The 13,011-nt window shown below is 45.8% G+C and carries 10 protein-coding genes; 7 read left to right on the plus strand and 3 right to left on the minus strand.

The features are described 5' to 3' along the window. Positions 1-52: 52 nt before the first annotated feature. The 7 genes from FHQ23_RS01080 to purA all read left to right on the plus strand — a co-directional run bounded on the left by FHQ23_RS01080 (position 53) and on the right by purA (position 9,251). Positions 53-1,501 (plus strand): surface lipoprotein assembly modifier, encoded by a 1,449-nt coding sequence (locus FHQ23_RS01080; RefSeq protein WP_139612666.1) that lies wholly within the window; start codon positions 53-55, stop codon positions 1,499-1,501. A gap of 161 nt (positions 1,502-1,662) precedes the next feature. Next, a complete protein-coding gene (gene cscK / locus FHQ23_RS01085; RefSeq protein WP_139612667.1) occupies positions 1,663-2,598 on the plus strand; it encodes a fructokinase in 936 nt (311 codons plus the stop codon). A 21-nt stretch (positions 2,599-2,619) separates the two neighbouring features. Next, entirely contained in the window at positions 2,620-4,074 is a 1,455-nt protein-coding gene (locus FHQ23_RS01090) for a glycoside hydrolase family 32 protein (protein ID WP_139612668.1), read from the plus strand. A gap of 182 nt (positions 4,075-4,256) precedes the next feature. Continuing rightward, positions 4,257-5,273 (plus strand): substrate-binding domain-containing protein, encoded by a 1,017-nt coding sequence (locus tag FHQ23_RS01095; protein ID WP_139612669.1) that lies wholly within the window; start codon positions 4,257-4,259, stop codon positions 5,271-5,273. 308 nt (positions 5,274-5,581) lie between these two features. Further along, on the plus strand, positions 5,582-6,916 hold the full coding sequence (gene hflK, locus FHQ23_RS01100; RefSeq protein WP_139612670.1) for an FtsH protease activity modulator HflK: 1,335 nt from the start codon (positions 5,582-5,584) through the stop codon (positions 6,914-6,916). Continuing rightward, positions 6,916-7,803, plus strand: coding sequence for a protease modulator HflC (gene hflC / locus FHQ23_RS01105; RefSeq protein ID WP_139612136.1), 888 nt, complete (start codon positions 6,916-6,918; stop codon positions 7,801-7,803). The genes hflK and hflC overlap by 1 nt, the downstream gene beginning before the upstream one ends. Positions 7,804-7,955: 152 nt before the next feature. Beyond that, positions 7,956-9,251, plus strand: a complete 1,296-nt coding sequence (gene purA, locus FHQ23_RS01110; protein WP_139612671.1) for an adenylosuccinate synthase — start codon at positions 7,956-7,958, stop codon at positions 9,249-9,251. 285 nt (positions 9,252-9,536) lie between these two features. Here purA and FHQ23_RS01115 read toward each other — a convergent pair whose 3' ends face one another. The 3 genes from FHQ23_RS01115 to FHQ23_RS01125 form a co-directional block, all read right to left on the minus strand. Further along, positions 9,537-11,042, minus strand: a complete 1,506-nt coding sequence (locus FHQ23_RS01115; protein ID WP_139612672.1) for a PTS transporter subunit EIIC — start codon at positions 11,040-11,042, stop codon at positions 9,537-9,539. A 152-nt stretch (positions 11,043-11,194) separates the two neighbouring features. Further along, positions 11,195-12,073 (minus strand): N-acetylneuraminate lyase, encoded by an 879-nt coding sequence (gene nanA, locus FHQ23_RS01120; protein ID WP_139612673.1) that lies wholly within the window; start codon positions 12,071-12,073, stop codon positions 11,195-11,197. A gap of 25 nt (positions 12,074-12,098) precedes the next feature. After that, complete coding sequence (locus tag FHQ23_RS01125) at positions 12,099-12,965, minus strand: MurR/RpiR family transcriptional regulator (RefSeq protein WP_132964575.1); 867 nt, start codon at positions 12,963-12,965, stop codon at positions 12,099-12,101. Positions 12,966-13,011: the final 46 nt, after the last annotated feature.

Raw genomic sequence — 13,011 nt, forward strand, 5'->3', positions numbered from 1 at the left:
ATCTTTGTCAATAATCTGAGGCGCTCCTGCGCCTCTTTTTTTAAGAAACCACATGAAAAAACCTCTTTTAGTAACCAGCCTAACCGCACTTTGTGTAGCAAGTGCGGTTGCCAAAACCACCGTTAGCGTAAATCAAGCGACAACCCCCGAAAGCATTCAAAATATCGCCCTGCCAACTGCGCCATTGAAAACGGTGGACGATTCAACGCCAAGTGCGGTGCAGCCGTTACGAGTTAGTCGTGCACAATTATTAGCGAACCCACAGTTAGCACAAGATTGGTTAAATTTAGCACTGCAACAACGCAATGCGGAATTAATCAATGAATTGTTGGCGATTTACCGCACATTTGCGCAACATGACCCGATTTTAATTCAGTTTGCCGAAGCCACATTAGCGCAACTGGCGCAAGATTATCCGCTGGCGATTAGCCGTTTTCGTGAGATTCTCGCCGTCAATCCTGACCTGAATCCAGTGCGGATTGAATTGGCAAAAAGTCTGTTCCACGATCGGCAAGACAATGCGGCGCGCGATCAGTTCGAAAAAGCCAAAAGTGCGGTCGCTGTGCCTGCGCCGGTGGTGAGGCTGATTGATTCCTATCTCGACGCTCTGCAACAACGTCGTGGTTGGCAAAGCAGTTTCAGTGCGTATTACCTGCGTGACAGCAATGTTAATAACACCTCGTCCAAGCGCGAAATTGAAAATACCGGTTTTGTCAAAGACGACAGCATGCTGCCGCAATCAGCGCACGGCATTGTCTATTCATTCAGTCTGGAGCGGGATTTCAATTTGGTTAGCGCGCACTATCTGCATGTCGGCACCGAACTGTTCGGCAAAAATTTTTGGGACAATCATGATTACGATGATATTTATAACCGCACTTATCTCGGTTACACCCATAAAAGTGCGGTACAAAGTTGGTCAATTCTGCCGTTTTATGAAAAACGTTGGTACGGTAACCAGTCGTATAAATGGGCGAACGGCGTGCGTAGCGAATACCGCCGCTGGCTCAACGTCAACTGGCAGATTTCAACCGCACTTGAACACGCCGAACAGCGCTATTACGACAGCCAAAACTTGAACGGACACAGCCAACTGGCTTCCGCCACCCTGCTGTGGCTGCGTAGCCCGCGCCAGTTTTTCTATCTCGGCGGCGATTATAACCGCGAAAAGACCCGTGTGTTGCAATACAGCAACAATACGCGCACCGTGCGGCTCGGTTGGGGGCAGGAGTGGCAGTGGGGCATTTCCTCACGTTTGGGCTTCTCTTATGCACAGCGCAACTACAAAGATCAAGCCAAACTGGGCAGCATGATTCCGCTCGGCAAAGTGCGCAACGATAAGATTTATAGCGTGAATTTAACCCTGTGGAAACGCGATTGGCATTTGTGGGGTATCACGCCGAAGTTACATTTTAACTGGAAAAAGCAAGACAGCAACCTACCGTCGATATATTCCTATCGGCAGAAAAACCTGAATGTGATTTTTGAAAAGACGTTTTAAACGTAAAGTGCGGTTTCACGACCGCATTTTTTAGATCTAGATCACATTTCCCAACCCTATTCTCAAGAAAAACCGCACTTTCATTGCCAGACTAAACCGTTTTAGCTAAAATTTTGAGTATGATATTTTCTTGCGTAACAATAGAGACGAAGGTGGCTGGCATGAAACAAAAAGTTTGGGTATTAGGTGACGCCGTGGTGGATTTGATTCCTGACGGTGCAGAACATTATTTAAAAGCCGCTGGCGGCGCCCCTGCTAATGTTGCTGTCGCCATTGCCCGTTTGGGCGGCAGAACCGCATTTATCGGACGTGTCGGTCAAGATCCACTCGGGGTTTTTATGAAAAATGTGTTAAATCAAGAAAATGTAAACACTGATTTTATGTTGCTTGATCCGCAAAACCGCACTTCTACCGTGATTGTCGATCTGGACGATAACGGCGAGCGCAGTTTCACCTTTATGGTCAATCCCAGTGCCGATCAATTTTTGCAAACCGACGATTTGCCGCAGTTTAACCGTGGCGAGTGGCTGCATTGCTGCTCAATTGCACTGTTGAACAACCCGTCGCAACAAGCCACCCTGACTGCCATGCAGCAAATCAAACAGATCGGCGGCATGGTATCGTTCGACCCAAATTTGCGTGAGTCACTATGGGAAAGCCAAGATATTATGCGTATAACTGTGATGCAAGCCGTTGAATTAGCAGATGTATTAAAATTCTCGGAAGAAGAGCTGACCTTGCTGACCGAAACCGATACCCTAGAGCAAGCCTTAAAAACCATCACTGAATACTACCCGCAAAAATTGATTATCGTCACTATGGGCAAAAAAGGCGCATTGGTACATCTGAACGGCGAACAGCAATTGATCAGCGGCAAAGCGGTGCAAGCCGTAGACACTACCGGCGCTGGCGATGCCTTTGTCGGCGGGCTGCTTGCCGGGTTATCACAAACCGAAAACTGGCAACAATGGCAAAATCTGGTACCGATTATCCGCCAAGCCAATGCTTGCGGTGCACTGGCGATCACTGCCAAAGGCGCGATGGCAGCGTTGCCAAACCAACAACAGTTAGCTGATTATTTAGCAGAATCCGCTTAATTAACCAAAAGAGGAAATCCGATGCTGATCTTCAATCAGGGAAAATATAAAAGTCTGCTTGCCGCCGAAGAGGGCGAGCTCGATACGGTGGCGGCACTGGTTGCTACTGATCAGAATTTCCGCCCTGATTATCATTTGGTTGCCCCTTTCGGTTTAATCAATGATCCAAACGGCTTGGTATTTGATGGTGAAAAATACCATATTTTCTACCAATGGTACCCCTACGGCGCCATGCACGGCATGAAACATTGGTTACACTACACCACGCCGGATTTCCAACAATTCACCCTCGCCGACACCTTAATTCCGACTGAAATGTTCGAATCGCACGGCTGTTACTCCGGCGGTGCATTGCCGCTAGGCGATTATATCGCAGTGTTTTACACCGGCAACACCCGTCGCAGCAGCGATAATGCGCGGATTCCATATCAAAATATCGCCGTGTTCCGCAAAGACGGCAAGCTGTTGGATAAATATCCGTTGGTCACCTGCGCCCCTGCCGGTTACAGCGAACACGTGCGCGATCCGAAGCCGTATTTCACTGCCGACGGCAAAGTGCGGTTTATTTGTGGTGCGCAACGCGACAATTTGAGTGGCACTGCTATTGTGTTTGAAATGGAAAATATCAACACGCCGCCACAACTGATGGGCGAACTGAACCTATCGGATTTCGACAACCGCCATATTTTTATGTGGGAATGCCCTGATCTGCTGAAAATCGGCGACAAAGATCTGTTTATTTGGTCGCCACAAGGTAAACAACGTGAAGCGCAACAATTCCAAAACAACTACCATTCCACTTATGTGATCGGCAAGTTGAACGATTTACAATTTGAGGTGGAACAATTTGGCGAACTGGATTACGGCTTTGATTTTTATGCACCACAAACCTTTGCCGGCTTAGACAACAGCGAAAGTGCGGTCATGCTCGGCTGGGTCGGGTTGCCGGATTTACAATATCCGACCGACGAATACGGCTGGCACTCCACCCTGACCCTACCGCGCCGCTTGACCTTGAAAAATAATTATATTTACCAAACGCCGCTCGAACAGTATTATCCACAAAATCTGACTGCACTTTCATTGCAGCAAGCCACAGAATTGGCGGATTTGGATCGCCGTTATCTGAAATTTAATCCGCACAATCGCGATTTCAGCCTACGACTGTTTGATAATCCACAAGGGCAGCATCTAAACTTAAGCTATGAAAACGATGTGTTCTGTCTCGATCGCAGCGCCAGCGAGCAAACGGAAAGCATGCTGAGTTTGGGCGAACAGCGTTATTGTGCGATTGCCGATTTACAACAGGTGGAAATTTTTATCGATCGCTCGGTGATCGAAATTTTCTTGAACGGTGGCGAGAAAGTGCTAACTTCGCGCTTCTTTATTAAAAATCGGCAAAATAGGCTGCAAAGTTCATGCCGATTGGAAATTGAAAGTGCGGTGTTAGCGCCGATTGCGTATTTGGCGGAGTAATCAAAATCCAATAATTACGCTACAAGTTAATGAAATAAAGTAGGGGCGGATTATATATCCGCCCGAGTACGAAGTGCGGTATAAGCATTTCATCAACAAAAGAAAAATGCAATATCCTGTTCGGGCAGATATATAATCTGCCCCTACGAAATTACAGTTTATTCTTATACAAATAAAAAAACATGATCGCTAAAGCAAAACGTTGTACGCTGAATGACATCGCCGAACTCAGCGGCGTCTCCAAAACTACCGTCAGCATGGTGCTGAACGGACGTGCCGATGAATTTCGGATTAAAGAGGAAACTCGACAAAAAATCCTGCAAATCGCAGAGAAAAATCACTATCGTGCCAACATCTACGCCAAAGCGCTGCAATCACAGCGCACCAATACTATCGGCTTGGTGATCCCCGATTTTTCTAACTTCGGCTTTGCACAAACCAGTCAGATGTTAGAACGTTTGTGTCGTAACCACGGTTTGCAGTTGCTTATCAGTTGTTCCGATGAAGAACCGCACTTAGAAGCCAAAGCGATTGAAAACCTGCTGGAACGTCAAATTGATATTTTGATCACCACCCCGGTTTGTCAAAAACGCAAGCACTATCCCTATTTGAACACCATTCCAACAATTCAACTAGACCGTTTTATTGCCGATGCACCAAAAATACCCTATATCATCACTGATGATAAAAGTGCGGTTGCCGCCATGGTGGCGCAAATGATCAGTAAATACCAGCTCAACGAATTTTATTATCTTGGCGGACTGCTACAACTCACTCCGAGCGAGGCGCGTTTACAGGGCTTCAAGTGCGGTCTGCAACAAGCTGGCTTAGCCCTGCAAAACAACTGGGTCAGTCACCGTGATTACCATTCCGAATCAGGCTATATCATGATGCAGCAGTTATTGCAACGCTTAGGCCGCTTGCCGCAGGCGGTTTTTGTTGCATCCTACGGTTTGCTGGTTGGCGTACTCCGTTTTTTAAACGAACATCAACTGTTGGATCAACTTAGCTCACAACGGTTACACCTCGCCACCTTTGATGATTATGAATTATTAAACTGCTTGCCGTTTAAAATTCACTCTATTCGCCAAGATCATGAAAAAATCGCCAATGAACTCTTTCAGGCAATTCTCAGTCTGCTCGAGCAAAAACCGATCGCCAACCAAATTATTCCCGCCCATCTGTGCTGGCGTGACTGAACCGCACTTTTCAACGGTGCTAAACCATTCAACCAAATACGTGTAATCAAGCCTAGTCGTCAAGCTACGGTCAGCTAAAATCACGGAAAAAGGCTGGTAATCCAGAGGTTAAATAGATACAATCAAAGCTGTTTGGTTAGCAGTTTGTTAAAATTGCGACTGCGCCGAGCAACGCTTAATTAATGCGGTAGTTAATACCTTTATTATTCTATTTATAACAAAATCCAGTGACAAATAAGCTTTTACAAGCGTGTTGCCGCACCGCTTGCTTTGTGGCTTGATGTTAGCTGGACGGAGATATTGATACTATGTCGTGGAATGGTTCTGATAACAACCATAATTCGGAGCAAGACCCTTGGGGCAAACCAGGGCAATCAGGCTCAAAAAAACCTGAGCAAGGTCAAGGCTGGCAAAACAATCCTGATTCTGGCACACCTGAGCCGGATAAACAACAAAGCCAGCAGCGCAATAAACAACAAGGACCGCCTGATTTAGAAGAACTATTTGGTAATTTATTGAAAAAAATGGGTGGTGGCAATGGGCGCAAATCCGACAATAACGGCATCCCATTCAACGGATTAGGCAAATTATTACCGATCGCCGCAGTGATCGGCGTTATTATTTGGGGCATCAGTGGCTTTTATACCATCAAAGAGGCAGAACGCGGTGTGGTATTGCGTTTCGGCGAATTCAACTCGATTGTGCAGCCGGGCTTGAACTGGAAACCGACGTTTATCGATCAAGTAGTGCCGGTTAATGTCGAACGAATCAGTGAACTGAAAACCCAAGGTAGTATGCTGACCCAAGATGAAAATATGGTCGTCGTCGAAATGACGGTGCAATATCGAGTCAACAATCCGGAAAAATACCTGTTCAGTGTCACCAATGCCAACAACAGTTTGTCACAAGCCACCGACAGTGCCCTGCGCTATGTTATCGGTCATATGAGCATGGATGATATTTTAACCACTGGTCGTTCTGTGGTGCGTGAAGACACTTGGCGTTATCTGGAAAACATCATCAAGCCGTATGATATGGGCTTAGAGGTGATCGACGTCAACTTCCAGTCCGCGCGTCCGCCAGAGCAAGTCAAAGATGCGTTCGACGATGCAATCAAAGCACAAGAAGACGAACAGCGCTTTATCCGTCAGGCAGAAGCCTATGCGCGTGAAGCAGAGCCGATTGCACGCGGAGACGCACAACGGATTATCGAACAGGCAACCGCCTACAAAGAACAGGTTGTATTGGACGCACAAGGGGAAGTGGAGCGCTTCCAGCAATTGTTGCCGGAATATAAAGCCTCACCGGATTTGTTGAAAGAGCGGTTATATATTCAAGCCATGGAAAATATTATGGCTGAGACGCCGAAAATGATGTTGGATGCTAACAACGGCAACAACCTGACCGTATTACCGTTAGAACAAATGCTTAATCAGAAAAAAGTCACTGAAAGTGCGGTCGAGAAAACGGATGCACCACAAGCAAAAGGGGCGAATAGTAATACCACGTTGGGCAACGCAGCAAACCGAGCAGCCGCTGTCACACCTGTGCCGACTACCTCAAACAGCAATGACAACAGCTATAACGGTTCACAACAACAAGAACGTAACCAAAACGGTACTCGTCAAGGGAGATTTGAATAATGCGTAAGTTTTTAGTTCCTGTCATTATTCTGGTGGCAGCGATTGTATATTCCAGTGTGGTGGTGATTAATGAAGGCTCGCGCGGTATCATGTTGCGTTTCAGCAAAGTCTTACGTGACAGCGACAACAAAGTCTCTATCTATATGCCAGGTATTCATTTTAAAATTCCGTTTATTGATAATGTAAAAATTTTAGATGCCAGAATCCAAACCTTAGACGGACAAGCTGATCGCTTCGTCACGGTGGAGAAAAAAGACTTGCTGGTGGATTCTTATGTGAAATGGCGAATCAGCGATTTTGGTCGTTTTTATACCAGTACCGGCGGTGGCGATTACACCTATGCCGACAATTTGTTGCGTCGTAAAGTCAATGACCGCTTACGTTCTGAAATCGGTTCAAGAACCATTAAAGACATCGTTTCCGGTACACGTGGCGAGTTGATGACCGGTGCGTTAAATGCGTTGAATACTGGCGCCGACAGTTCGTCTGATTTAGGCATTCAGGTGGTTGACGTGCGGGTTAAACAAATCAACCTGCCGCAAGAAGTTTCTTCTTCGATTTACCAACGGATGCGTGCCGAACGGGATGCCGTTGCGCGGGAACATCGTTCACAGGGTCGCGAAAAATCAGCGTTTATCCAAGCTGATGTCGATCGCAAAGTCACAGTAATCTTGGCAACCGCCAGCAAAACCGCCCAAGAGCTACGTGGTAACGGCGATGCCACCGCTGCCAAAGTGTATGCCGATGCGTTTCGCAATGAACCGGAGTTTTTCAGCTTTGTGCGTAGCTTGAAAGCCTACGAAAAAAGCTTCAAAAATTCAGGCAATATGATGATTCTAAAACCGGGCAGTGATTTCTTCCGTTATATGCAAACACCGGAAAATTAATAACGAAAGCCAGCGGGCGGACTCACTATCCGCCCGCAATGTTCCAAAGCCCTATAAAACCGCACTTTGATTGTGGATTGTAGTGAGGCTTGGAAAAGAGTAAAGTGATCAGTTGCGAATATCCATCTTCAAATCTTAAAAGGTAAACTATTATGGGGAAAAGTGTTGTTATCCTTGGCGCTCAATGGGGCGATGAGGGAAAAGGCAAAATCGTCGATTTATTGACGGATCGGGTAAAATATGTGGTGCGTTATCAAGGCGGTCACAATGCCGGCCACACCTTGATTATCAACGGAGAAAAAACGGTATTACGTTTGATTCCGTCGGGTATTTTGCGTGATAACGTCACTTGTTTGATTGGTAATGGCGTAGTGCTTTCCCCTGCTGCATTGATGCAAGAGATGGGCGAATTGGAAAGCCGTGGCGTCAATGTGCGTGAACGCTTGCTGATTTCCGAAGCTTGTCCGCTGATTCTGCCTTACCACGTTGCCATGGATCATGCCCGTGAAGCGGCATTAGGCAAAAAAGCCATCGGCACCACCGGACGCGGCATCGGACCGGCGTATGAAGACAAAGTTGCCCGTCGTGGCTTGCGTGTCGGTGATCTATTCAATCGTGAAGCCTTTGCCGAGAAACTGAAAAATATTCTGGAATACTACAACTTCCAATTGGTGAACTACTATAAGGTTGACGCCGTTGATTACGACAAAACCTTAGCCGAGATTTTTGCAGTGGCTGATATTATCACCACAATGGTTGCCGACATTCCGACTATTTTAGACAAAGCCCGCTTAAACGGCGACAATATCTTATTCGAAGGTGCACAAGGCACCATGCTGGACATCGACCACGGCACCTATCCATATGTCACCAGCTCCAACACTACTGCTGGCGGCGTTGCCACCGGTGCCGGTTATGGGCCGCGTCATTTGGATTATGTGTTGGGTATCATCAAAGCCTACTGTACCCGTGTCGGTGGCGGTCCATTCACCACGGAATTATTTGATGAAATCGGTGCGGAAATTGCTAAAAAAGGCAATGAGTTTGGTGCCGTTACCGGTCGCCCACGTCGTTGCGGTTGGTTTGATGCGGTTGCGGTACGCCGCGCAATTCAACTCAATTCAATCTCCGGTTTCTGCATGACTAAACTGGATGTATTGGATGGCTTCAACGAATTAAAAATCTGTGTTGCTTATAAAATGCCGGACGGTTCCATTGTCGAATATGCCCCGACAGCGGCTGAAAACTGGGAAAATGTCGAGCCAATTTACGAGACCTTACCCGGTTGGTCTGAAAACACGTTTGGTGTCACCGATGTTAACCAGCTGCCGCAAACTGCACGCGATTATATCAAACGCATTGAAGAAGTGACCGGAGTACCGGTTGATATTCTTTCCACCGGTCCGGATCGGGTTGAAACCATGATCCTGCGTGATCCGTTTGCTTAAACCGATTTCATATTGAGAAAACCTTGTGTTTTTAAGCACAAGGTTTAGATTGCTGACAAAGGTTTAAATACACGATAAATATTATAAAAGTAGGGGCGGATTATATATCCGCCCGCACCGCACTTTATGTTTTTCCTTTATTGATAAATGCTTATACCGCACTTCGCAAACGGGCGGATATATAATCCGCTCCTACTTTGCCTCATCAAATATCTTTGTTAATAATCTGAACCTTGTGTTTTCAAGCACAAGTTTTTTATGATCTCAGACTACGGTTTTGGGAACTTAATCTTCCAACCCTAAAATCTGATTGACTTCGCTTTTATACAATACTGCTTTGGCACCAAAAATCGCTTGAATACCGCCGCCGACTTCCAGTACATCAATCGCACCGATTTTTTTCAGAGTTGATTTATCGACTTTTTTCACATCTTTTAATGATACACGTAAACGGGTGATACAAGCATCGACGTGTTCGATATTCTCTTTTTCACCAAGTGCGGTAATGATTTTCACTGCATCGCTATGCAGATTACTATTGGCAGAAACCGCACTTTGATTCTCTTCCGTTTGACTGTCGTCATCACGCCCCGGTGTCATCACATTAAATTTCATAATCAAGAAACGGAACGTGAAATAGTACAACATCGCCCATGGTACCCCGACCAAGACCACTCGGATCCAGTTGGTTTTGGCATCGCCTTGCAAAATACCGAACAGTAAGAAATCGATAAAACCGCCGGAGAAAGTATTGCCAATCGAAATATTGAGAATATCGGCAATATAGAACGATACCCCATCAAAGAATGCGTGGATCACATAGAGCCAAGGTGCGACGAACAAGAACATAAATTCAATCGGTTCAGTGATACCGGTCAAAAATGAGGTTAAAGCAACACCTAAGAATAGTCCACCGAACAGTCTGCGTCGGGATTTCGGTACACAGTGATACATTGCCAGACAAGCGGCCGGCAAACCAAACATCATGGTATCAAAACGTCCGGCAAAGAACCGTGTTCCCTCAGTAAACAACCCCTGATGATTCGGATCGGCCAATTGGGCGAAGAAGATTTTTTGCGCGCCGGCAACCGCACTTCCTGCCACTTGTTCCACGCCACCCAGTTCAGTGTACCAAAACAGTGGATAGATCATGTGGTGCAAGCCGATAGCGCCGGACAAGCGCATTAAGAAACCATAGAAGAAAGTGCCGATGGCACCCATTTTGGCAATACTTTCTCCGGCATTGACCAGCCAGCCTTGAAATGTCGGCCAAACTAAAAAGAAGAATAATCCGACAAAAATCGCAACAAAAGCCGTCACGATCGGTACGAAGCGTGATCCACCAAAGAAGCCGAGCATTTGTGGCAATTGAATATTATGGTAGCGGTTGTGTAGCCAAACTACCGCCAACCCCATCAATAATGCGCCGATCACGCCGGTATCGATACCACTGGCATCCGGTGTGAAAAGTTTCAGCAATGCACTGATGGTACCCACCATAATCAGATAGCCGACCACCGCCGCTAGCGCCGCCGTGCCTTTATCACGGTTCGCCAATCCGATTGCCAATCCGATACATAATAACAGTGCTAAATTGGCAAATACCACCGTACCTGCCGCTGCCATCACTTGAAAAATGCTTTGTAGCAACGCATTATCCAGCACCGGGTAAGCTAATATGGTGGTTTGGTTTGAGAGTGCACCACCGCTCCCCAACAACAGACCAGCGGCAGGCAAAATCGCAATCGGCAGCATAAAGGCTTTGCCGATCTTTTGTAGTGTTTTAAACATAGCAACTCCTAAGGTTTAAGAACAAAGTTTTAAGAAGAAAACAAAAAGATGAACCGCACTTGGTTCATCTTTTTTCTGTCAGATATTCGACTGCTGTCTATTCAGCTAATATCTATTTAGCCAATGTCTATGCAACTGAATAAAGTGCGGAATTAAAGATATTTCGCTTTTAACTCTTTTGCAACGGCAATTTGTGCTTCAGTTAATTCTTTGGTCATCGGTTCACGGCAATAACCTGCGTCCACCCCTTCCAGTTTCAACAACTCTTTAATGGTCAAATATAAGCCGTTGCCTAAAATTCCTTCGATCAAATCGTTGGTAACATGTTGGATTTCCAATGCTTCCTGAATTTGTCCTGCTTGCGCTTTTTCATAAATTTGACGTGCGCGGATACCGTTGACGTTGAAGGTGCTACCGATTGCACCATCGATGCCCAATACCGCTGCCGGTAGCATCATTTCGTCAAAGCCCGCCCAGATTAAGTGACTCGGATAAGCTTTTTTCAAACGTTCCAACAGATAGAAATCGCCTGCGGTGAATTTCACGCCAATGATTTTCTCATTTTCATACAGTTCACCAAATTGTGCCACGCCGATATTCACACCGGTTAAGAATGGAATTGAATACACAATCATACGGTTGCCGGTTGCTTCAATAATGGTGTTATAGAAGTGTTTAATTTCCGGGAAGCTGAATTTGTAGTAGAACGGCGTCACCGCAGACAAACAGTCATAGCCTAATTCAGTGGCATATTTGCCCAACTCCACCGCTTCTTTCAAGTTGACACTGCCCACTTGGGCGATCAGCGCGATTTGATCTTTGGCTTCATCTTTGGCAATACGGAAAATCTCTTTTTTCTCTTCGGTTGAGAGCATAAAATTCTCGCCGGTGCTGCCACCAACATATAGCCCGTCCACTTTCATTTTATCAATATTGTGACGAACGATTTGGCGCAAGCCTTTTTCATTAATTGTGCCGTCCGTATTGAAAGACACCAATAATGCACTAAAAATACCTTTTAAACTTTTCATGAACTCTCCTGAAGGATTAATAAAATTATTTGATACGTTGTTCGAGAATAACGTTAAGCGTTTTTTGTTTTTTACTCATGGAATTATCCGGCTCTGCCTGTACCAGCAGGGCGTAGATCAAATCCATAACGAATAATTGGGAAATCTTGGTACCGATCGAATCTCCTTGCAACTGCCCTTGACGGTTGCCGTTGATCAACACATAATCTGCCACTTCAGTAATCGGCGAACGTAAATTGTGGGTGATCGCTACGGTTTTTGCACCATTGGATCTGGCGATTTTCAGTGCTTGGGTTGTTTCAACCGAATAACCCGAATGACTAATACCAATAACAATATCGTTGCTATTCAGCAATGAAGCCTGCATATACATGAAGTGGTTGTTGGTCAAGGCATCGACCTGCAACCCGATTCGCAAGAATTTATGTTTGGCATCTTCCGCCGTCAAACCGGACGACCCCACACCAAATACGAAAATCCGTCTAGATTGACGAATGCTGTCCACCACTCTTTCCAATTCATCAAAATCCAATAGATTGATGGTTTCGGAAATCACATTCGACAACACACTTTGCAATTTTAGTGCAATCTCTGCTGGTCCGTCTTCTCCAGCAATATCGGTATCCAACAGTGAACCATTTTCTTTATTTTGCGTTGCCAATTCAATGGCAAGATCCAGTTTGAAATCGGTATAGCCTTTGAAACCTAAAGTACGGCAAAAACGGATGAATGTCGCTTCACCGACATCTAATTTTGCAGCGACTTCCGATAATGAACATTGGTTGAGCAAATCGGGAGAGGTCAAAATGGCTGCTGCAATCCGCTTTTCCGTTTTAGTCAAGCTGCTTTGTAAAGCACCGATCGTATCTAAAATTTTTCCACCTTGATTCATAATGTGTTCCTCAATAATTTATAGGGGCTGTTGATGTTTGTTTATA

The organism is Testudinibacter crocodili (assembly GCF_006228025.1).
Classification (GTDB): domain Bacteria; phylum Pseudomonadota; class Gammaproteobacteria; order Enterobacterales; family Pasteurellaceae; genus Chelonobacter.